This window comes from Gottfriedia sp. NPDC057991, assembly GCF_042886615.1.
Classification (GTDB): domain Bacteria; phylum Bacillota; class Bacilli; order Bacillales; family Bacillaceae_G; genus Gottfriedia.
This window is the reverse complement of sequence record NZ_JBHVQN010000002.1, coordinates 372747-397665: the sequence shown is the minus strand read 5'-3', so window position 1 is coordinate 397665 and position 24919 is coordinate 372747. Positions and strand designations below refer to the sequence as shown.

General features: G+C 33.5%; 12 protein-coding genes, 1 pseudogene and 1 riboswitch. Of the genes and pseudogenes, 1 reads left to right on the top strand and 12 read right to left on the bottom strand.

Going from position 1 to position 24919, the window contains the following annotated elements:
* Window positions 1-346: 346 nt before the first annotated feature.
* The 11 genes and pseudogenes from ACFVR2_RS09370 to ACFVR2_RS09320 form a co-directional block, all read right to left on the bottom strand.
* Window positions 347-8794 (bottom strand): InlB B-repeat-containing protein, encoded by an 8448-nt coding sequence (locus ACFVR2_RS09370; RefSeq protein ID WP_387361053.1) that lies wholly within the window; start codon window positions 8792-8794, stop codon window positions 347-349.
* 464 nt (window positions 8795-9258) lie between these two features.
* Entirely contained in the window at window positions 9259-13455 is a 4197-nt protein-coding gene (locus ACFVR2_RS09365) for a S8 family serine peptidase (protein ID WP_387361051.1), read from the bottom strand.
* A 548-nt stretch (window positions 13456-14003) separates the two neighbouring features.
* Window positions 14004-14852 (bottom strand): lipase family protein, encoded by an 849-nt coding sequence (locus tag ACFVR2_RS09360; protein WP_387361738.1) that lies wholly within the window; start codon window positions 14850-14852, stop codon window positions 14004-14006.
* A gap of 2 nt (window positions 14853-14854) precedes the next feature.
* Window positions 14855-15721 (bottom strand): lipase family protein, encoded by an 867-nt coding sequence (locus ACFVR2_RS09355; protein WP_387361049.1) that lies wholly within the window; start codon window positions 15719-15721, stop codon window positions 14855-14857.
* Between the two features lie 172 nt (window positions 15722-15893).
* Window positions 15894-17798 (bottom strand): APC family permease, encoded by a 1905-nt coding sequence (locus tag ACFVR2_RS09350; RefSeq protein WP_387361047.1) that lies wholly within the window; start codon window positions 17796-17798, stop codon window positions 15894-15896.
* A 78-nt stretch (window positions 17799-17876) separates the two neighbouring features.
* Window positions 17877-18011, bottom strand: a riboswitch (cyclic di-AMP (ydaO/yuaA leader).
* A gap of 163 nt (window positions 18012-18174) precedes the next feature.
* Complete coding sequence (locus ACFVR2_RS09345; protein WP_387361045.1) at window positions 18175-18363, bottom strand: hypothetical protein; 189 nt, start codon at window positions 18361-18363, stop codon at window positions 18175-18177.
* A 108-nt stretch (window positions 18364-18471) separates the two neighbouring features.
* Window positions 18472-18660: a hypothetical protein gene (locus tag ACFVR2_RS09340; RefSeq protein WP_387361043.1), complete on the bottom strand. Its 189-nt coding sequence runs from the start codon at window positions 18658-18660 to the stop codon at window positions 18472-18474.
* 108 nt (window positions 18661-18768) lie between these two features.
* Window positions 18769-18957 carry a hypothetical protein gene (locus tag ACFVR2_RS09335; protein WP_387361041.1) on the bottom strand — a complete coding sequence of 63 codons (189 nt, stop codon included), beginning with the start codon at window positions 18955-18957 and terminating at the stop codon, window positions 18769-18771.
* Between the two features lie 293 nt (window positions 18958-19250).
* Window positions 19251-20546: an arsenic transporter gene (locus tag ACFVR2_RS09330; RefSeq protein WP_387361040.1), complete on the bottom strand. Its 1296-nt coding sequence runs from the start codon at window positions 20544-20546 to the stop codon at window positions 19251-19253.
* 283 nt (window positions 20547-20829) lie between these two features.
* Window positions 20830-21198, bottom strand: coding sequence for a MerR family transcriptional regulator (locus tag ACFVR2_RS09325; protein WP_387361038.1), 369 nt, complete (start codon window positions 21196-21198; stop codon window positions 20830-20832).
* Window positions 21195-21911: pseudogene (locus ACFVR2_RS09320) on the bottom strand (SDR family NAD(P)-dependent oxidoreductase). Before ACFVR2_RS09320 ends, ACFVR2_RS09325 begins: the two are co-directional and overlap by 4 nt.
* A 287-nt stretch (window positions 21912-22198) precedes the next feature.
* Between ACFVR2_RS09320 and ACFVR2_RS09315 the strand changes: the two are divergent.
* Entirely contained in the window at window positions 22199-22624 is a 426-nt protein-coding gene (locus ACFVR2_RS09315) for a CBS domain-containing protein (RefSeq protein WP_387361036.1), read from the top strand.
* Between the two features lie 24 nt (window positions 22625-22648).
* Here the strand turns inward: ACFVR2_RS09315 and ACFVR2_RS09310 are convergent, their stop codons facing one another.
* Entirely contained in the window at window positions 22649-24880 is a 2232-nt protein-coding gene (locus tag ACFVR2_RS09310; RefSeq protein WP_387361034.1) for a YhgE/Pip family protein, read from the bottom strand.
* Window positions 24881-24919: the final 39 nt, after the last annotated feature.

Genomic DNA, 24919 nt, shown 5'->3' with positions numbered 1-24919 from the left:
TACTACTTTTTTATGTTTTTAATTTTATATTAACGATATAAAAAAAATCAATTATTTCTTATTATTAACTTATTTAGCATCTACATGCGTATTAATAAATTTGTAGTAATAGTAACTCTAAATTTTAAAATTTTTAACAATTTTATTAAAATTAAAAAATAAGACAAGAATAGATTAAATCATATCCTTGTCTTTAACTATTTTTAAGGGAAAGTTTTTAATTTAAAAAAAGATGATCTAATCATTTACTTTCAAAAAGGGTGTTAAATCAATCTTCTTAATTTCAAAAACACCCTTTTTGACTCTGTTACTTAAGAGTAAGTTGTACTGCTTGTTATTTCATATTTTATAGCTTAATAGACATGATACTTGTCCATTCACCATAGATTTTTTGTGATCCAACCATTTTGTAAGAACGGATTTTGTAATAGTAAGTTTTACCTTTACTTAATCCTTTGTTCGTGTAATTAGTTGTTGTCACGCTAGTTAGGTGAGAATATGATCCTGTTTTTGAAGTTGATTTAACAATTTCATATCCTGTTGTACCTGATACTTTTGACCAAGTTAGTTTAACAGAATCTTTTCCAGCTTTCGTTAATTTCGCATTTGATGGTTTTGCAGGAATTGCTACCCATTTCGCGTAAATTGTTGTGTTTGCTGTAACGCGATCCTTCGCAAAGTTCCAAGCTACATTACCTGCAGCATCTTTGTACCATCCAATGAATGCATAGCCTTTTCTTGTCGGTGATTTCGGTTGGCTAATTGTTGCATTGTAAATTGCTGTTTTAGAAGTAACTGAACTTCCTCCGTTACTGTTAAATTTAACTGTATACGTGTTAATGTTCCATTTTGCATAAAGTGTGATGTTGCTAGTTAATGTTACAGAGTTTCCTACTGGCGTTTTTAATGTAGCATCTTTATACCATCCAGCAAATGTGTAGCCTGTTTTTGTTGGTTTTGGTAAATTAACGACGCTATTGTAATTCGCAGTTTGAGCAGGAACTGTAGAACCACCGTTGCTTACATAACTTAGTTTATAAGAATTGATTTTCCACTTCGCAAATAACGTAGTGTCGTTTGTCACTTTATCTTTTGCAAAGTTCCAAGCTACATTACCTGCAGCATCCTCGTACCATCCAACGAATGTGTAACCCGTTCTAGTTGTTGTCGGTGCAGTGATACCAGTGTTATAATTTGCAGCTTTGTCAGCTACTTGACTGCCACCATTACTATTAAAGTGAACCGTATAAGTGTTAACATTCCACTTAGCATATAGAACCGTGTCACCAGATACTTTGTCTGTTGCAAAGTTCCAAGGTGTTTTACCTTCAGCATCTTTATACCAGCCAACAAATGTGTAGCCTGTTCTTGTTGGTTGTTTTGTTTCATCAAGTAATGAATTGTATTCAGCTTTTACTGAAACAACAAGTCCAGCATCTTGCGTGTCATAGATGACAGTGTATTTTGCTGGTTTCCATGTTCCGTAAAGTGTTTTTGCAGAGTAAATTGAATTTGTGAAATCCCAAGGGATTGTACGATCTGCATCAGCATACCAAGTCAACTCATAACCATGAACAGTTGGTGCTGTTATTCTGCGTGCTACAATTTGATCTTTTGTTCCATCTTTTACTTCAGTTGGTGCATCACCTGTAAGGACGAAATGCACATTATATCCATTTCCTACTTTTTGAACTACTGTCACATCCGCATAGTCAGTAGCATTAATCGTAATCGTATAATCTCTCGTTCTTGTGAACAAGCTCTTATCTAGGGTAATCGTACGATTAACTTTGTCCACACTGTATTTTGATCCATCTACCGCACTACTGTTAAGTTTAATGCTTGTAATCGCAGTTGCCCATTCACTATCACTGAACTCTAATACGATATCGTTCCCTAATACATTATCCGTTGTATCTGCTGTTACAACAGAACCAGCTAACGCATATTTCGCATAAAGTGTGATTGGTTTTGTTATAATCGTATCAAAATCATATGGCATTGTTAGATTTTGATCTGTATACCAACCATAGAATTTGTAGCCAACTTTTGTTGGATCAACTGGTTTTGTCGCATTTCTATCTACGATTTGAGCTGGAACTGGATCTCCACCATTTGATGCAAAAGTTACCGTATAACCAACGACTTGATCAGTTACTATTACATCCTTATAACCTTCTGATACAATCGTTACATTGAACTTTTGTCCAACTGCGAACAGATTGCCTTTAAGCGTAATATTATTATTTGAGATTGTGTAATCTTTATTTAGTTCTAATGTTTTAGCGCCGATTTGTACAGCCTTAATATTGTTTTTCCATGTGCCGTCATCAGTAAATGTTAATGTGATATCACTTCCTACAGTGTTTCCAGCAACATCTTTATTTACCGTTGGTGGTACTTTTATCCAGCATAGATAGAAAGTAGTATTATCTGTTAGTACTTTACCGACTGTTGTTGAAATATCTGACTTCTTATCACTTGAGTTAGCTGCATCTAAATATAGGTCTGGACTAATTGTTAAAGTTCCATTTGTTACATGTGTTGCACCACTACTCAAATTAGGCGCATTAATTTTTGTAGTGACTAATGAATCAGCGAAGAATGTATCATTTGCATTCTTTAACGTACCGCCGTTTAAATCAATATGACGTCTATACCCAAGTTGAATACCTGGAATTGTGAAAATTTCGCCTGTTGTCGATGTGATCGTTAAATCATATCCTGTCGGTGACATTTCACTGAATGCGAACTTTTCTCCTAACTTGGTTTGACCTGCTTTTACAGCTTGATCATGTGTAGCTGTTGTGAAGGATAGAACTCCGTTACTTCCGTTAGACGACAAGCTATAAGTGCTTGGGTCTAATGTATACGGATCAGCTGCTACTGTTGAACCATCACTTTTCACTTGATAGAATTTCGCATCAATTTTTGCAATTTTGTCTTTACTTGTTAACCAAGAAACATTCGTTAAATAATCTGGGATGTTGATTTTTAAATCGCCTTCACCAAGCACCCATCCTTTTCCACTTACAGCGCCGTTACTTCCGTCAAATTTTACTCCATCCGGGTTCGCTTTATCAACTGGTGAATAATTTTGAGTTGTATTCATTTGCCATTTTGCATAAACTGTTTTGTCCTGGGTTAAAGCAGCTGATGAGTCCCACGACGTTATTCCTTCTGGCTCATTATACCAACCTAGGAATTTATAACCTGGTTTCGTTGGTGCAGGATCTCTAGGTGAAATTAAATTACTATCTGGACCATTTGATCTACTTGCATTCGCTCTGTATCCCACTGCCATCGGCTTTATCGCTGATCCACCTTGGCTGTTAAAATTAATCGTATATCCAACTGGCTGTTGACCTGTGTAAACAGGGTCATAACCTCCAATGACATCTGGATAAACAGTTCCATCTGCACCTACTGAGCCGATTGTAAATTTGTATAGTTCTGGCAGATAGCTTTTTCCACCAGGGTTGACAGTAGCTGCACCGTAGGTATCAGGTTTGTTCGGATCAAGAGTCGAATCTGTCATAAATGTTTTCGCATTGAACGTAATTTGACCTGGTTTACTAATATCATAATATTTTTGATTCGTATCTGGATTAATTAAATTACTAATATCCATGCTCTTACCATAGGCAGTTGTTACAATCACCTTATTGATTCCATTACGCCATTTCGCATCTTCTGAGAAGTTTAATGTTAAGTCCTTTCCAATATGCACATTCGTTGGGTCTGTGATAATTGGAATTGCAGGCGTCGGAATTGGTACTGCTGATACTGTAAGAGATTTAGTAACATCTTGGTATCCTGTCGCCTTCACTGTAATTGTGTAATTCGTTGCCGTCGGGAATAAAGAGCCCGGGAACGTAATTTTTGAAGGCATTGTTTGTGCTGCACCATTTGCGTCATAATAAATATATGCTGGGTTAATCGTTACTAAATTCGTTACATCAGTTGAACCTAGCATAATTTTTGTAATTGATTTTCTCCATACTACATCATCAACAAACACCGCGCTTGTAGGAGAAAGAGAGATTGATGCCCCATTTTGCAAGTCTTGTAACTTTGGTGTTGATGAAATTGTTTGTGCTGGAGCTGTAAAATTAAGCTTTTGCATGATTTGCTGTACCGTATCACCTGCATTTAACGTGATTGAGCCTGCATAGTCTGTTGTAAAAGTTGTATCTTTATCTACTGTTAATTGTGCAGTTGGAACAGTTAATCCAGCATCAATTGCACTTTGATTTTGCTTACCAAAGTTTTTAAAGATGAAATAGAAGTCATTATAATCAATTCCATAACCAAATCCCGTTGGCTTAATCCAATAAATATCTTCATCACGGTTTGTGTTTAAGAATGCCGTTTTGTTTGCTACATTATTTAATGGATTATTAAAATTATTTAGGTTTTTATATTGATAATAAACATCTATTTCCTTCATCAAATCTTTCATGTCGATTACGTTGTCACCGTTAACATCTCCACCTAAAAGGATTGGGAATAAACCTCGAATATCCTTTACAGTACCTGATTGATAACCGAATTTGTTTTCACCAATTACAGGTGTTTTTTCATATCCTTTAAAGTGTCCAGGTACACTTGCTTCGACAGAATACGGCTTGTCACTAACACCCATTGTCAGAGCATAATATGGGTTGATAAACGTATATGCCATTGTATTATTAAATGATGTTGGTTGGTCCGTTGTAAATTTATTCCCTTTATCATCAGTTGCAGTTACCTTCGCACCAGAATCAACCGTGAATTGAGGATATTGGTTATTTACAGTATTTCTTTGGAAAGATTCTGCTGCTATTTGCCCTCTAAGTACAGAGATATTCTGTCTTACATAAGGTACATTCGTAGGAAACCATGGGACTCTTGTATCTTCACCTGACAAAGTTAAATTTGCTTGTAGTAATTGATATCCAAATTGCCCTGTTATTGGATCAGGACTTTTATAGGTCACATCTGCTTCTATAATCGGCATATCATGATCAAGTGCACCCGCTGGACCTATATTTGAAATCGTTACATCTGTTGTTAAGCCAATTCCATAAACTGGATGTTTATACGGTTGACCTACCGTAAGAACTTTAGTCGGATCAATCCCTTTACTAACTAAGTAATTTTTATACTCATCCGTAAGGCGAATATTACTGAATTCATAGACATTATTAGTATTCAGCAAAAATTTACCGCCAGTCATTCCTACTCCGTACTTAGTTGTCATTGTCATTTTGAATGGTTTATTGTTATCAACAACTACTTTATCTTTGTTACCTGGTCCTGCATCTACTCCATTAGATGAAGTTAATGTGACATACGGATTTCCCTTTTTAATGAAAAAATAGGTCTGTCCGTATACATCTCCATCACTTTCACCTGAATAATCAGAAGGTTCAATATAAAATTCACTACCCATTTTATTTGCTACATCCTCAGCTGACACCCCAAAATGGAAGCGACCTTTCGCATCTGTATCAAAGTAAACTGTTGGGAACTGACTGTCTTGATAACCTGTAACTCTGTTCAATGCTTGATCAACAGGAACTGGCGTTACGCCATCCTTAGGGCTTGGCACTGACGTTTCTCCATTGTTTTTCATCACGTCTACGTTTGAGTCATAAACTGTACCACGGAATCCTTTGATTTCTTGTCCTGGTAGGTATCCTGTCGGATCAATTTCATAAATTCCACCCTTAGAGTCTTGATCCATCGTCATAGTTGGTGGTGTACCGTCAACATAAACCGTATCTTCCGCTGTGTAACGTTTTCCATCTTTACCAGTTGCGATCATCTCCAGTGAGTAAGCACCTTCTTTTAGCACTTCTACTTTGTTTGAGATGCCAGAGCTGTCATACGTTCCATCGTATGCCTTTGTAAATGGAAGATAGAATCCACTAAAAAGAGTGATAAGTGGGCCATATTGAACACCTGGGATCAAATTACTACCGTTTGATAACGTGTTAGCTATACCGATATATTTTCCATCCTTGTCTTTTATGGCAACATATAAGTTTTCCATTTCGTTATTTACGGATAAATAATAAGCTGAAAGATTTCCTTCTGACGCCGCTTTTATCGCTACTTGGAATTTATTAATTCCTTTTTCCGCAACTGTAATCGTAAACGGAACACGATAAGTTTCTGATGAGTCCTTTGAGTTTACAAGGTTAATATAACCTTCGTAAGTGCCATCTAATGAATTTGACGGAACTGTAATTTTTGCCGTTGCTTTAACAGTACTTCCTCCGCCCACATTAATAGAATTCACGTTTTTCCCATCTACAGAAAAATCGATTTTCACGTCATTTCCTGTGCCAGGACCTACTTTATTCGATCCAGCAAATTTTGATGTAATAAATGCACTACTTACATTAAATGTTTTACTGCCAGTTCCTAGATTGGAAACATTAAAATCTTTTGAAGAAACCACATCATCAGAACCGTTCGTTGCACCTTCTCCTCTTCCTTTAAAACCAAAGAACATGCTTCCAGTCAAGTTATCTACTTCATGAGCTGTTGATCCATCTGAAGGATCATCTAAAGTAACTGTTTTATCTAAAACTTGGATTTTAACATCAGCAGCGATTGCACGAGCTGGATCAACACGTCCAGCACCTACTTGATATACGCTATAAGTCTTTGAATCTGTGTCAATACTCTTTGCTGTATTCATTAATGCAGTTTTAACATCTGCAGGTGTATAATCTGGATGCGCCGCTAAAACTAATGCCGAGATACCAGCAACATGTGGTGTCGCCATCGAAGTACCAGACATAATCTGATACGCAAGTTTATAATCATGAGTTTTATCATTTTGTGGCTCCCAAATATCGTATGGAGCTGTTGAAGAAATATCAACACCAGGAGCTACAACGTCAGGCTTAATTGTCCAATCTTTAACTGGACCTGTTGAGCTAAAACTTGCCAATTCATCTCCACTCTTACTAATCGGTGTATCGAGTGTAGAAGGGAACGTAATGTTAGCTGATTTCGGATCTTTTTTAATCGCATCAGACAGAGCTTGTCCTTGTGATTGTGTCAATGAAACTGAATAAACATTATCCATGCTGACACCTAAGAAGTTAGGTATATAGCCTTGGCTATCTGGATCATCCGTATTATCCCAGATAATCATACCCGCTGCTCCAGCATTTTTAGCATTTGCCATTTTTGTCTGTAAGTAGTCCACTCCACGCTTAACTAGAACAAGTTTACCTTTCACATCAATTCCACTATAATCTGCTACACTTCCTAAACCAACATCGACGATTGGTAGTGTTTGCCCTTTATAAGCATCGTCTGATTGTGAAAAGTCTTTACCGAATAAACGTGTTTTATAAGAAACTGAACCATTCTTAATTGTCATTGTTGCAATTTGTTCAGGGATCGTACTTGCGCCAACAGTAATTGCTAATGCTGAAGTCCCTGGTGAACCAACTGTTGCTTGCCCAGGACCAGCATTTCCTGCTGCAACATCACACACAACACCTGCTAAAGTAGCATTATTAATGGCGATACTAGTTGGATAATATGGGTCATTAATATTTGCACCAAGAGAAAGATTAATCACATCCATGTGATCTTTTACTGCTTGGTCAATACCATTTAATACAGAATCTGACGTACCATGTCCACCCGGTCCTAGTACACGGTAGCTATAAAGGTCTACATCTGGAGCTACCCCATTTGCCGAATAAACATCATTATTATTCGTTGTGTTTGCTGCGATCGTCCCAGCAACGTGAGTTCCGTGTGATGTAATATATGGCTTATAATCTGCAGGAGGTGGCCCAGAAATTACATCAGGACTCTCCTTCGCAGCTAACCAATCATCATAGGTTGTTTCCATTGGATCATGGTCATCTACGTATTTAACGTTTCCATTTGCATCTAATCCTTCATTATTAACTAAGTCATGTCCGCCTTTATAAACACCCTTCAAATCTGGGTGATGATAATCAATACCAGTATCTAATATACCAACCTTAACCTTTTGTCCTGCACGTGGACCTGATTTAATGATACCTGTATTACCTTCAGCTTGAAGTTTATCAATCCCTAAATAAGAAAGCCCACCTGTTGGCTTCCCAGCAGCTCTACTTGTCGCTACAGCTTGAGAAGCGCTATCTTCCGGAGCAGAGTATTCTACTTGAGACCAAATAGAAGCAACATCTGGATTTTCCGCAAGTTTTTCTACTTGATTTGCAGGTAACGATAATGCTACACCATTAAATGCATCTGTGTATTCACGAGTAATCCCCATAGAAGTATTGACAGATTTTCCGCCAACTATTTGCGTCTTAGGCTGTCCATTCACAAAGCTTTTAAATTTAGCATGAGAATCCGTAACCTTTTTTTGTGCATCAGAGTATTCGCTTGCAAACGTTTGACTATTTGCAGTTGCTCTTCCTTTAGCTAGAGATTGCTTTATGATTTGAATCTTTGCTGGGTCTTCTTTAAATTGAACAATTACATTAATCTTTTTTGAACCAGTTAAATTCTTTTTGTCCACATGAATTTTTTGGGCGTTATCTGCCCCAGTAAGCTTATTAATATTTGCCTTTTGTTCAGCAGTAAGGCCGTCAAGAATACGATTTACTTCTTTTGCATCAAAAGTATTGCTAGTTGAATCTTGCTGATTCGGTTTAGTCTCAGCATTTACACTTGCAAAACTTTGAGGAATCGCAACGTTTAAAAACATCGAACTCAACGCAAAGACTGAGATCATCTTTTTAGTTGGCTTCATACTCTTTCTAGACAATTTTCTCTTTTTCATGTTTTCCCCCCCATTAGATACATAAATCCATTCACAATCAATTGCCAGATGATTTTACAGAAAATTCACGAATAAAAAACTATTCTTAACAATTGAATAATTAAATATTACTCCAAGATTCACTTGTCTTGTATTGGGGGAATTTAGCGTTTTTTGATTTAATTTTGAATAAGAAAATGTAAAAAAATAAGATTATTTGGTGGAAAAAGGAGGTTTTCAGGCAGATAGGACTAAAAAAACCTTAATTTTTAAATATAAACAAAGTTAAATCATAAAAATTTTAAATTGGTTATATTTGGGGGAATTTTGAAGAATTCTAGGATTTTAATTGAAAAATTTTAAAAATTAAAAAATTCAAATTTATACAAAAAAAATACTATCAATCTTTAAGTTAAAAAAGAATGATAGTATTTAATAATTGTATAATTTTCTAATCATTTTATAACATTTTCAAAATTGTTCTCTTATTTTAAACCTAATTGAGTTAACACGTCGTCAAGCGTTACACCTTTATATGAAGTCTTAGCTTTAGGCGGGTTTGGTACAAAATTATTTTGTAAACCAAAGTTTTTAACAACGTAATCCATATCCTTTTTGTCTACTACACCATCGAAGTTTAAATCCGCTCCTGAATGGTTCGTACCCCAATAAGTTTGTAAATTTAATGCATCTAAAATATCGATAACATTATCTTTATTTGTGTCTCCAGCTTTTGCTTGAAGTAAGTTAAATCCTAATCTTCTACCTAGTAGTTCTCCTCGAACTTCATCAAACATCACTAATTGCTGATACATTGTAAAATGACCTGGTACATCTACTTTTAGTGTATAAGGTTTTGGATCAGCTTTCAATGGCTCTACAACATAATTTCCATTTTTAGTTGTAAAGAAAGCATCCTTAACATCTTTTCCATCATATGAAGTAACGGTTACTTTAGCACCAATATTTTGCTGATCTAATTTGAAATTTGTCGAACCAGTTGCAGGATCAATCGTACCTTCTAATTTCATTTGACCCTCTAATCGAGAATAAGTTTGTTTTAAATCAAATGCTTCCATATAACTGTATACTTTATTTGTTACTACACCTGATTGATCAGTCATTGATCCCGTATATTCCATACCATACCAAAAAACTGGGAAATCTCTCCAATATTGTTTAGCTGTTTCTACGTCGAAATTGAACAACTGCATATCTTCTGGTAAAGGGGTATTACCTAAATAGTTAAACGTAATTGTGTAATCTGTCTCGTATTGGGAAGTTACTACCGATGTTACAGATACTTGTGCATCACCATATTGCTTTACAGCATCATTTACAACGACATTTTTAATCGTTGCTAAGTCTTTATTATCTTGCTTAATGATCGGAACTGTAATCTTCGCCGTTTTTAAATTTTTCATATTATTTGATCGAAATGAATAATTAATTGTATCTCCCATCGAAGCTGTTTTTTTATTTGCTTTTAAGTAATAATACGGATAATTTTCCGGAACCATCATTACCCTTAAAAACGCAGTTGCATTTGACGTGAAGTTTCTTGCAGCATCGTTTGCATAAAAAGATGTTTTATAAGGATACTTACCCTTTAATACTAGTATTTGATCTTTGTAGTCTCCATTTTTATCTGTGTTTACTGGAGGATATGGATTTCCATTATAGTTATATACACGAACTTGATTGCTAGACTGATCAATTGGAATTCCTGCTTTATTTGCATCTGCTACTTCTGGATCATTAACATGGATATTAAAGTCATACAAAAATTGTCCGTTTGCATCAAATTGACTGTCTTTATACTCAATAACTTTTTGATCTAATGAATCAAAGCTTGAAGTCATCGTTGGCAGCCCTTTTTCATAAATAAAATCAGCTGACTTAGAGAATGTTTTACCTTGATCATTTGTACCAATCATTCTTAATTTATAATGTCCTGGTTTAGCTACAACAACTGAATTTGCTATTGGATTTTTTGAATCACCAGTGAATGGATAATAAAATCCTCTAAATCCATCTGGAGCTCCGTATACGATGTTTTCATTTACTGTACGTGTATCATATGACGCAAGATAACCTACGTCTTCACCAGTGTCTGCATCTTGGACTACGAAATCGATCGTTCTCATGTGTGATTTTAATGAAAATTTAAATTGCATTACCGGTATTGATTTATCTGGTACAGTCGTATCACCTGAATACATAGGATTCAATATTGTTAGGGTATCAATCCCTTCATTCACTACTCGTCCACCAAATGGAATTTGATAAGTTTCAGTCGGATCAGTAGCATTTGTAAAAACGATATATCCTTCATACGTTCCTTTTTCTGCTGTTTTAGGAATAGTTAAATTAAACTTAATATTCTTTGAGCTAATGCCATTTAATTTAACTGAAGTTGGTCCAGTTAATGTTACATTATTTTTAGCAGCATCTAATGATCCTCTTAAACCCGTTTGGAATTTAACATTTACATTAAATGTTTTTGCTTTTTCACTTCTATTTTTCAATGTAACAGTACGGTCATCAGTAATATCTTGGTCATTAAATCCAAATGAACCGAAGCTAATGCCACCTGTTAATTCTTTTATCGTTTTTAATTTACCTTTTTCATTTATTGTCGGAGTTTGATCATTAACTTCTAGTTCCACATTTGAATGGATAGCTTCATAAGCATCAACTCGTCCGCTTCCAATTTCAAACACACTGTAATTTTTTGATAATGGATCAGCTGTGTTCATTAAGATTGATTTTACATCTGCTGGTTGCAAATCTTTGTTCGACTGTAATAACAATGCAGATACCCCAGCAACATAAGGTGTTGCCATTGAAGTTCCAGATAAACGTTCATATGCATATTTATAATCTTCTGGTTTTGAACCATCTACTGTTTTATTGTTTACATAAAACGGAACAGTAGACATAATCGAAACACCAGGTGCTGTTACTTCTGGTTTAATATCATAGTTTACACGAGAAGGACCCCTTGAGCTGAATCCAGCTAATTCGTCGCTAGTTGAATGGATGATTGAATAGTCCCCAAACGAGAATTTTGCATTACCTGATTGAAGCGCTGCTAAAATTTGTTTTCCATCACTGTTTGATACTGTAAATGATGGAATTGCATCGACTGATTCACCTAAAAATGCATTAATTGGCCCTTCAGCTTGGTTTAGTTCATCGTTATACATAATGACTCCGACTGCGCCTCTTGTTTTTGCATTTTTAATTTTATCAATTAATGCATTCGTTCCACGCTTAATGAATGCAATATTTCCATTTAGATTCTTGCCAGTAAAATCAGCTGGTGTTCTTGCTAGACCTACATCTACTAATGTGAATGTTTTTCCTTTTAATTGAGTTAAATCATCCGAGTAATTTCTTGCTAACTGTCTTAACGTGTAATTTATACCATTTTGCACACCTGCATATTGATAAGCATTAAGTGAAATGGATGAAGCACCAACTGTTAACGCTAATGCAGCAGCACCTGGTGATCCTAATGTATACATTTGATCTCCGGAATTACCCGCAGCAACAACTGCCGTCACTCCACTTAAAACAGCATTGTTTAAAGCAATTGATGTCGCATAAAGTGGATCATTTAACGAGTTACCTAATGACAGATTAAGAACATCCATACCATCCTTCACTGCTCGATCTATCCCAGCCATGATCGCATCAGTTGTTCCGCTTCCATATGGACCTAAAACACGGTAAGAGTAAAGATCTGCTTCTGGTGCTGCACCAAGCATTTTGTATTCACTATCAGCTTTACCACGTCCACCGATAATACCAGCAACATGTGTACCATGTTCTGTATAATAAGTAGTTCCACTACTAGCATTAGTTTCTGGTTGTCCTGATTTCTTCCAATCAGCATAGGTAGTTTCCATTGGATTATTATCATTGTCGACGAAATCATATCCGCCTTTATAAGCATCCTTTAAATCTGGATGATTATAATCCATACCCGTATCCAAAATACCTACTTTAATGCCTTTACCTGTGAATCCTTCTGAATGTAAGCGATCTAAACCATCATAAGGCGTGTAGTTTCCAACTTTTGCTTCATCAGCTTTTAATTGGTCATTATCATCTGCAGTTGGTGGTTCAATTGAGAATGTTTCATTGCTCCAAACCGTTTTAACGGCCTTAGATTTTAATAGATTTTTTATTTGATTAGCTGGTAGGTTCATAGAAACACCATTAAAAGCATTTTTATATGAACGAGTAATCTTATAATCTACCTTCTTATTATTGTCATCAATTAATAGTTGATCTACATCTTGATTAAACGTTTGATGATCTTGATCAATTAATTTTGTAGATTCATCTGTCGTTAACGTTTGCCCTTCAAGACTTGCTTGAAGCTGAGCAACTTTTGTAGGCTGATTTGCAAATTGTACGATGACTGATGTTTGTTCAGTAGACGTTTGATCAATATCAGCCGGAATTTGTAGACCTATTTCTTCATTAACTGAAAGCTGGTTAAGTGCATCTCTTTGTTGTGGAGTTAAGTTTGCAAGAATATCTTCAGTCTTTGAATAGCCTGCAGCTTTTGTAAGATCCAAATGTCCAATAGATCCCAAAATAAAACTAGATGATAGAGCAACTACAGATAAGCTTTTAACAATTTTACGATTGTAAGACTTTTTCCCCATTTTCATCCTCCATGTCACTGTACTTATTACATATGCGAGTGTTCAATGTATAACGATACGTTAATTTAATGGTGAAAAACTGCTATTGCTCTCATTAAATTTTGTACTGTTTCATTACAAGCACATATTTTAATACTATTATTGAAAAATAAGCGTTTGGAGTAAATTGGGGAAATTTGGAGTTAGCTCCTTATTACAATAGACTTAATTACAATCCATCCTTTAATAAAAAATTGTCGTTAATAAACATTTTTTGTAGAAAAATTATCTTTTTTTTACACAGTTCCAACTTTTTCTTAATGAGATTTGTAGATTTTTGTAATTGTTCTAAAATCGAATTTGGGGGAAATCACCAATTTTCATTAAAATTATTGGAGAATCATAAAAAATCAAAATATTAAAACTATTCAAAATATGATATTTGTCCTATCTTTTCTCTTTAAATCTAGTGAAGAAAATTCTTGTCTAACATTAATGTTCAAAATGATTAATTTACAAAAAAACAGCTCAAACCCTTGATTGATATCGATTTGAGTTGTTTTTAAAGATTATTTATTTTTTTCAATACAATTACCTTCGTATGGTACACAAATTTTACTATTCGGGCAAAAATTAGGATTATTTGAACATAATGCAGTTGAATATTCTGGATTCAAGCTACTAATGTTGTTAAAGTAACAGCCAATATAATGATTACGAGCTATACTATTTAATTGAAAATTAACAGGATACATATTATTTACATGCCGATAATATAACCCTGTAGATGTAAATGGTGGAGGATATGCTTCTGCTGGTAGAGTAGGAATGATGTCATGGACATTGAAAATACGTACACTGTTCCATACAATTTGATTAAATCGATAAGCAAACTCAGGGTCTGCCACACGAGGGCTGCCAAATGTATAAACATAAGGATTTTCAAACTCAGTGTTCACAGCAATATCAAAAGAGGATAAGACGGCTAATGCTCCTCCTAAACTATAACCTGTTATTAATAGTTTTTTATCAGGTGAAAGTTTCATTAATTCTCTAATCATTTCATTTCTAGAAGATTGATAGATACATGTAAATCCTCGATGTGTTTTTCCAACATTTTCAACAAAAGGGTATTCTACTTGATACAAGTCTTGGTCTGATTCATTATCTTTAAATGAGTCTGTACCTCTAAAAGCGATAACGATTTCGTTTTTTGATTCTGCGATAAATCCAAATGCCTCAGCCTCTGGCTCTTCAACTCCTGCATTTGCATAAATAATACTGCGAAGTTCAAATCCTTTCGGTAAGATAATTTCTCCTTTTTCATTTTCTATAAGCTGATTTGACTGATGGCACATTGCAGCAAGTAATATTGCGTCTTTACTATTAAAAACATTCTCCACTCGTGAGTTATTCATCATTAACCACCACCTTTTTTAATACAAGGCTTTGGACAGTTACAAGTTCGTTGAAATGGAAAACACATTTCTGAATTTGGACAAAAACCTGGGTTTCTTATGCATAATTCTTTAGAGAAATTAGGATTTAATTGACTTAAGTTTTTAAAATAACACCCAATTCCATCATTTCGAGGTGTGTCATTCAACTGGAAAGAAAGTGGATACTTTGTATTTACGTGTTGATAATATAATCCTTCCTCTGTAAATGGAGGGGGATAAAATTTTTCTGGGAATGTTGCAAATGAATCATGAATATTTACGATTCTTTTACTATTTTTCACCTCATGATTGAATCGATAAACAAAGTCAGGATCACCTACACGCGGACTACCAAAAGTAAATACTGAAGCATTCTTAAATTTTGAATTCATGATAATATCTAATGTTGCTAATATTGCCAACGCACCACCATAGTTATGACCAGTGATAAATAGCTTTTTGTTCTTTGAAAGTTTGTTTAATTCTTTAAATAATTTGTTTCTTGTAGATTGATAAATACATGTAAAGCCCCGAGAAGTTTTACCACTATTTTCAAGAAATGGATAATCAACTTGAAGAATGTCATACGCTGCAATAAGGTCGGCAGGATAAGAAGCGTACCCTCTAAAAGCGATTATGATTTTTTCTTTTGATTCAGCAATAAACCCAAATACCTCATTTGTAGGATTCTCTATGTTTACATCAGCATGAATAATATATTTTAGCTCGTAGCCTTTTGGTAAAGTAATTGTTCCATTAAAGAATAGTAAATACGTTTGATAGCTAAATGCAGCGAGTAATATAGCCTCTTCACTATTCAAACTATTCCTTTTGTCCGAGAGTCTCAAATTTTCACGTCCTCTCTACCTCATATATTGTATGTTTCATATCCCTATTTAAGATTAGTTTTTGTTTTCACATATACATTTTACTTTTAGAATAATGATAAAAATTCGCAAAAAAAAGAGTCTTTCGCAGACTCTTTTTTACAAATTGTTTTGTTTTCTACTAATAAAAACACTATTTTCTCAAATGATAAGGAACCGTCGTAACAACTACATCCTTTTGACTTATTAACCAAAGTCGAAGCAAAAGTGCCGTTTGATTATGAAGAAGATTATGCCACCATCTCTTAGGAATAAATTGAGGTATTACAATTTGAACATGACTATCTTCCTCATTTGCTTCAATTAACTTTATGAATCTTGAAAGTGGTGCAAGTACTGAACGGTAAGGGCTTTTTAGAACGACTAAGCGACAAGGATTACCCCATTCTTCCCATTTTTCTTCCATTCTCTCAATCGATTCATCATCAAATCCAACATAAACAGCTATCGGTTCAGTCGCTATACCTTTTGCAAATGATAATGTATTATGCACAACTCGATGAGTTCCTGAAACTAATACAACTGTTATGACTTTATTTGCTTCCGGTTTAAACGAACTTAAATCGATACGTAATTCATTTGCCACATTTTGATAGTGTCTATAAATCGCAAGTGAAAAAAAGATGATTGTCGGAATTACAACTAAAACAACCCAAGCACCATCTACAAATTTTGTAACTGCAAATATAACAGTAACAACAGATGTTACGATTAAACCTATAATATTGATTGCTAATTTGACTTGCCATTTCGGTCCTTTTACTCTCTTCCACCTTCTTGTTAAACCTAATTGAGCAATTGTAAAAGATAAAAATACACCAATAGCGTACAGTGGAATCAGTGCATTTGTATGAGCTTGGAATGCAATGATTAATATACTGGCCGCTGCAGCAAGTGCAATAATTCCATTTGAGTAACCTAAACGATCGCCTCGATTTGTAAATCCTCTCGGTAAAAATCCATCAGCAGCAACGATCGCTGCTAACTGAGAAAATCCTGTAAAAGTTGAATTTGCTGCTAAAATTAAAATGATAAATGTAAACCAAATAATGACTTGATAAAGTATCCCGTGGCCAAAATACACCTTTATTAATTGCGATAACATCGTATCGTTTGGATTTGGTGAAATTCCGTTCACATATAAATGATAAGCAAAGCCTAAAAGTGTAATTGAAGTGATAATTCCTAGTGCTATATATGTTTTAATTGCATTTTTTTGACGAGGTTCTCTAAAAACTGGTACTGCATTTGAAATGGTTTCAATACCTGTTAACGCTGAACATGCAGAACTAAATGCTTTCAATACAAGTAAGATACTTAAACCTTGTGGAACTGTACCAAACGTAGGTGTATGATGCTGTACAAATCCATTTTGAAATTCGTCAAAAAATCCGGTAAAAATTAAAAGTAACATACAAATCATAAAGCCAAATGTTGGCCACGCAAATATTTTAGCTGATTCAGCAACCCCACGAAGATTTACAACTAATAATAAAAATACACAAAAAATAGCTAAAACTGTTTCATAAGGAGCAACAGCTGGATATGCAGATGACACTGCTTCAAGAGCAGCAGATACTGAAACTGCAACAGTTAAAATATAATCAACTAATAATGAGCTTGAAGCGATCAGTGAAACCCATCGTGGTTTGAAATTGTCTTTTGCAATTGCATATGCCCCACCACCACTAGGATAAGCTAATATCCCCATAATATAAGAAAGAATTAGAAGCCCCAGTAAAAGAACGGTTGCTATTGTAATCGGTATGATATACCAGTGGGCTTTTGCCCCTAGACCAATCAACTCTGTCATTCCTGCCTCTGGTCCATAAGATACAGATGAATACAAATCGGCTGCAAGAATCGGCAAGGCAATAAACCAAATCAACTTATTATGTTGTGCATGTATTTCTGCAGTTCTCATAGGTCTACCAATAAATACTCGTTTTACACTGTTAAAATTTGCAACTGAGTAAAAAATCCCAAAAATCGCTAAAATAAATAGTCCTAGTTCTATATAATCGGACGGATGATGCATAAATTTCTCCCCTTTTCTAAAAAAAAGCATACAAAAAAACACTAAGCTTTACTTAGTGTTTGCAACAAGACTAAATAAACCCCCTTCTTTAAATGCTTACGAGGTTAGCTGTCGGATTCGGGATTAAAGAATACCCCTACCTTTACAAAAAAGGATTCACCCCAATAAAGAAATGGTTCCCCCGCTCTTTTTAAGATTAAGCAACTATGGTTATGAATTAGAAAAATATAGAATTTAAATGTAAATATATAACTTCAGGATAAATTTGTAAAGAGACTTTTTCTAAAATTTACAATAAAAAAATTTAAATCTCAAAATAAAAGAATTAAAGAATCAAAAGTATGTTAGAAGTTATAAAATCCCAATCTTACACTTATTAGCGTACTTGATTCCAAACGATTTGATATGACTTATCCGTAGCTAAAGAGTTCGTTAATACGTTTTGTACTTCCGTTTGATTAAACGTTGAGATCTTTTTATTAGCTTCTGACATATTTGTTTCGTAACCCGTCAATAAAATAGAAAATCCACATCCAACTACTATAGATAAAATGACTTTTTTCATTTTTGTATTCTCCTCTCAATTATTTTCAAATAAAAAAACCATGACCAATGGTCGTGGTTTGACGTTAGTTTTTTAACGTAAGACCAACTTCGGAAATTTCGCGACTAATTATCGCACTTGATTCCAAACGATCTCTTGTGCTTTATCAACTGCTAAAGTATTTGTTAACACGTTTTGTACCTCAGTTTGATTAAACGTTGAGATCTTTTTATTAACTTCAGACTTATTCGTTTCGTACCCTGTCAGTAAAATAGAAAATCCACATCCAACTACTAAAGATAAAATAATTTTTTTCATTTTTGTTTCTCCTTTCGTGATTTTTTCATATAAAAAAACCATGACCAATGGTCGTGGTTTGACGTTAGTTTTTTAACGTAAGACCAACTTCGGAAATTTCGCGACTAATTATCGCGCTTGATTCCAAACGATCTCTTGTGCTTTATCAACTGCTAAAGTATTTGTTAACACGTCTTGTACCTCAGTTTGATTAAACATAGAGATCTTTTTATTAACTTCTGACTTATTCGTTTCGTACCCTGTCAGTAAAATAGAAAATCCACATCCAACTACTAAAGATAAAATTACTTTTTTCATTTTGATTGCTCCTTTCGCTTAATTTCATATAAATAACCATGACCAAATGGCCGTGTTTTGACGTTCGTTTTTAAACGTAAGACCAACTTTATCATGTTAAAAATCAGTCGTCAAATGGTTCTTTTTGGAAATATGAATGTAAACGATTACTTAAAATGAACGATTTTTGATGGTTAATTTTTGGTAATCGTTTACATATTTATAGTCTTTTTCGATAGTTGTTTAAATATAAAAAAAGACAACTAAAAATAGTCGTCTTAAGGTGAAAGAATTGTACTTAATGCAAAAGTTTTTCAGTGTAATTTTAGGCTAATATATAAACCTAATAAAGTAATAAATAGCACTGGAATCGTTAGTATTATTCCGATTTTTAAATAAGTTCGATAAGAAATTTTTATCCCTTTTTGAGACAGTACATGTAACCATAATAAAGTAGCTAGCGATCCGATTGGTGTCATCTTTGGTCCTAAGTCTGAACCAATTACATTCGCATAAATCAGCCCTTCTTTTATAATTCCTGTCGCATTTGTATGTTCAATTGCAAGTGATGCAATCATTACTGTAGGAAGATTATTCATAATAGCAGAAAGAACTGCAGAGATAAAACCCATTCCTAGAGTTGCAATTAGTATTCCTTTATTAGCAACATAATGAATTAAATGGGCTAATACATCAGTTAAACCAACATTCTTCAAAGTATAAACAATTATATACATTCCAATTGAAAACACTACAATAGTCCATGGTGCCTCTTTTAATACTTTTTTCGTATTAACAACGCTACTTCTTCTTCCCATAAATAAAAAGATAATAGCCGCTATACCAGCAATAAATGAAACCGGAACTTGAAGTAATTCACCAATAAAATAACCCGCCAATAACAAGATAAGTACTAACCAAGAAATATAAAACATCTTTTTATCTTTTATAGCAGTCTTTGGAACCTTCAACTGGCTAAGATCATAGCTTTTTGGAATAACTTTTCTAAAATAAAAGTATAGCACCAAAATACTGGCAACTAGTGAGAAGATATTTGGGATTATCATTTTACTCGTATATTCTAAAAAACCTATTTTAAAATAATCAGCAGTGATAATATTCACTAAATTACTTACAACAAATGGAATTGACGTTGTATCTGATATAAAACCACTAGCAATAATAAAAGGAAATATCATCCTTTCATCCAATTTCAAGCTACGTACCATCGCTAATATAATTGGGGTAAGAATTAATGCTCCACCATCATTCGTAAAAAAAGCAGTCACGAATGCTCCGAGAACATTTATATAAACGAACATCTTTATCCCGTTTCCATTTGCAGCACTGACCATATGTAAAGCAGCCCACTCAAAAAAGCCAATTTCATCTAATATCAATGAAATAATAATGACAGCTATTAAAGCAAATGTTGCATTCCAAACAATACTAGTTACTACGATGACATCATGGAAATCGACTAGCCCTAAAATGAAAGACAAGGCCGCTCCTCCAAATGCGATCCATCCAATAGAAATATTTTTCGGTTGCCAAATTACTAAAACAAGTGTAGTTATAAAAATTAATGATGCAAGAATGATTGAAACCAATTAACAATACAGCCTTTCTAGTTTTTTGTTTAGACTGAATAATTATATTACAGTCTTTTTGTTAAAGATACATAGAAATAATTTTTATTATTCACGAAACAAACTGTCACTTTATAAAAAAATCTATTTAGAAAAAATGGGCTGTTTCATATGTTGGGATAAATAAATATGAACTCCTTAATTTTTAATTGGAAAACACTCCTTGCAGTTTATCAATTCTTGTTTACTATAAAAAAAACGAGGGTCCCCACTTTAAGGATACCTTCGTTTTACAATCATTTTTTTATTTACTTTCATTTATTTCAGTTTCATATTTCAAAATTTTCCGCTGAATTTTCTTTAAATTTTCTTCCATTTCTTTGATTTGATCTAAAACATTTTTTTCTTGTTGGATCATCAGGTCTAAACGTTGATGTAAAGTTTCTTCTCCGTTCATAGACCAGTCAACAAATTGCTTTATTTTCTTAATTGGCATACCTGTGTTTTTTAGACACAAAATCATATCGATAAATTTAAGTGCGTCCTCATCAAAAAGTCTGTCTCCACTCTCAGTTCTTTTTAGAAAAGGTAACAAGCCTTGTTTATCATAATATCTTAATTGAGAAATTGTTAAGCTATTCAACTTTGCTACTTGCCCAATTGTATAATTCACGAACTCTCATCCATAATTCCTTTTGCATTTAGAATTTTACCATTGTAGTTTATATTACTTAATGCATAGTTTGTGATAATTTTAGCACCTTCAGCTGTTGTTTTTCCTCCAGGTGTATTTCCATTTAGGTCAGTCGTTGTAAATCCAGGTGTAACACCAAAAATTTCTGGACCATCACTACCAAATTCTTTACCAAATGTAAGTGTTAATGAATTGTTAGCAGTTTTTGAGGAATTATAACCAAGTATATTGATTGATGCAGTTTCTCCACGATCAAATAATGTCTGTGATGCCATATCTGTCGTAACATTAATAATTTTTCCACGTTCAGAGTTTTTAACCAAAGGCAAAAATGCTTGTATCATTTGGAACGTTTCAAAGAAATTCACTTCAAATACTTGACGTAAAGTTTCAAGTTTGATTTCACTTGGTAAAATATGAAAATCTGGTGCAATCCCAGCATTATTTATTAATAGATCTATGTGGTAAGTCACTTCCGAAATTTTATATAAAGAATCCTGAATAGATTGTGTGTTAGTCACATCCACTTGAATAAACGTTAAATTTGAAAAATCTAAATTCTGCTCTGCTTCCATCCCTAGTTCTTCATTTCAAGTGCCTAAGAAAACATGATAATTTTTTTCAGCTAACTGACGAACTACTTCTAATCCAATCCCTTTATTAGCACCTGTTACAAAAGCAAATTTTGTCATATTCATTTCCTCCGATTTATTAATTTTGTTGATTACAAATCAGAGATTACAGCCTAAACCTTAGTTTAGGTCAAAGGTTTTAATTATATTTTTATTAAATTTAATAATAATAAATGAATATGGAAGTAATCGTTTAAAAACATATTTTATTTATGTTCTTATCAAACCACAATGATAATGAGATACCACTACTTAATAAACGGAACTGTATTTATTTTAATGAAACAAAATTCAAACACCTATAGAATTATCTATCGTTAAATCTAAAAAAGTAAGGAGTATGAAAAATGAATATCGCGTTTTTCTTTACCCCAAAAAATGAACTAGTTTATATGAATATCAATTCTACAATGCGTCAAGCCCTTGAAAAAATGGAGCACCATCGTTTTACAGCAATTCCTTTAGTTGATGATAAAGGCAAATATGTTGGTACACTTACTGAAGGTGATTTATTATGGAAATTAAAAAATACAGAAAGTTTATCTTTTTCTAATACAGGAAAAATAAATCTAAATGAAATTTCCTTGCATAATTTTTATTCACCAGTCTCAATCAATTCACAAATTGAAGATTTATTTACAAGAGCAATTAATCAAAATTTCATTCCTGTTATTGATGATCATGAAGTTTTTATTGGGATGGTTAAGAGGAAAGAAATTATTGAGTATTGTAGAAGGCAATTATTAAATGATAAAAATAGAGCAACTACATAGAATTTGTAGTTGCTCTATCATTCATTAAACAGCTTGAACCTTTGTATGATTCTCCACTTGTTTCGTGAGTTTATTAAATCGATATACAAAATAAATAAGCGATATGATAAATCCAATACATAGGAAAGTAAGTAAAGATGTAACACTATTCATAAATACATCTTGATCTTTAATACTGATTACCGATTTAAATCCAAGCATTGAATATGTCATTGGTATATACGAATGTACATGGTTAAAGAATTTTGGTAACATCTCAATCGGGAATGTTCCTCCAGAAGATGTTAATTGAAGAATTAAGAAAAACATACAAATGAATCTTCCATAATGACCAAATGCCGTTTGGATAAATATAAATAGTGCCCCAAAAGTGCAACTTGTTAAAATTGAAAGTAAGAAGAACTTTGTCATCTGTTCAACATGGACCCCAATTAATAACATTAATAAATCCACAATCACTGCTTGTAATATACCTACACAAAAAACGATGGTTAACTTACCTAAAAACCAGCTTACCCCTGACCTTGATGTTCCCATTTCTGTTAAAGGGAAAACCGATGTGAATAAAAATAATCCTACATACAACCCTAAAGTTAGTCCATATGGAGCAAAACCGTCTCCATATGTTTTCACATGATTAATTGACATATTTTCAAGACTAACTGGATTTGAAATAGCACTAGCTGCTTTATCAACAGAGATTTGATGTTCATTTAGCTTTTTATCTACTGTTGTTAATCCATTAGAAAGCTGCCCTGCTCCATTATTTAGTAGCCCTAGACCATTAGCTAATTTAGCTGTTCCATCATTAAGTTTTACAGCGCCTTCAGAAATTTTTGAAGAGGCAGTACTTAAATTATTACTACCAATTGCTAATTGATTCAATCCGTTAGAAAGCGATCGGTATCCTGCCAATAACTGCCCAGAACCAGTTTGTCCAGCTAATATGCCATCATTCAATGATTTCATGCCATTCTCTAACTGAGCTTGGCCTGTTGTAAGTGCATTTGCACCCTCTAATAATTGGACTTGTTTTGATTTTAATTGACCAATTTCTTTCGTTAAAGATTTCTGCTCATCATTAATCACTTGTAATTGATTAATGAAGGATTCTTTTTTGTTTATTAAATCTTGTGTTGATAGCGTTTGATTTTCACTATTTAACTGAGTTTCAAATGAATTTAATAAATCGATAACTTCCTGTTTATTATAGTCATTTTTTTGTATTGTATTTTTTAAATCCTCAATGCTTTGATTTAATTTAGATTGATTAGCTCCAATTTGTTGATTTAACTGATCAATTTGATTTGCATAGTTTGTTGCATCTTGACTTAGTATGCTACTTTTTTCTTGTAATGATTGATTCTCTTGTGACATCTTATTATATAGGTTACTTGTACCATTTAATGATTGTTCAATTCCGTTTTTTAATTCAGTCGATTTATCACTCAAAGTCTGTGATCCGTTTACTAATTCACTACTACCACTCGCAATTTTCCCAAGGCCTTTATTAAATTTTTCAGATCCTTGTAGTAACTTGGTAGAACCGTTAGCGGCAGAACTTGAGCCAGCTGCAAATTTACTCATCCCCTGATTAAATTGAATAGTTCCATTAGCAAATTTAGTAAGGCCAGTTGATAATTTTTTTGAGCCGTCTTCTGCTCCATTTAAACCATCTTTTATTTTCACACTACCATCAGCTAACTTAGTCATTCCATTACTTAATTCTTTTTGGGCATTTAATAAAGATTTTGTATATGCTTTTGTAACATTATCCCCTAGTTTTTCTTTTACTTTTTCTAAAACTGACGAACCAAGTGTTGCAGCAGTAAAGTTATACCCTTCATTTGCTATATAAACTAATTGAGCTTTTTCTGGACTTGAATCTAATGCACTCATCGCATTTTTCGAAAAATTGCTAGGTATTTCAATTTCAATATAATATTTGTTGTCTTTTAATGCTTGTTTTACTTGATTACTGTTCACTTCTGTTATATTTAAATCTTTGCTTTTCTTTAATTCTTTTGCTAAATCATCCCCAACTTTGATTTCTTTTCCGTTAGTTCTTGTTCCCAGATCATTATTCACTAGCGCTAAAGGGACATTTTTAATTCTTCCATAAGGATCAAAATAGCTATAAACTAAAAAACCAGCATATAAACAAGGAATTAAAAGTATAATTGACGACATAATCAGTAAGGTTTTGTTCGTTAAAAACAGCTTAAATTCTTTTTTTAAAGAATGAATATAATTCATAAAATCCCCCTAGAATGTTAACCCTACTGAAAAATCCTA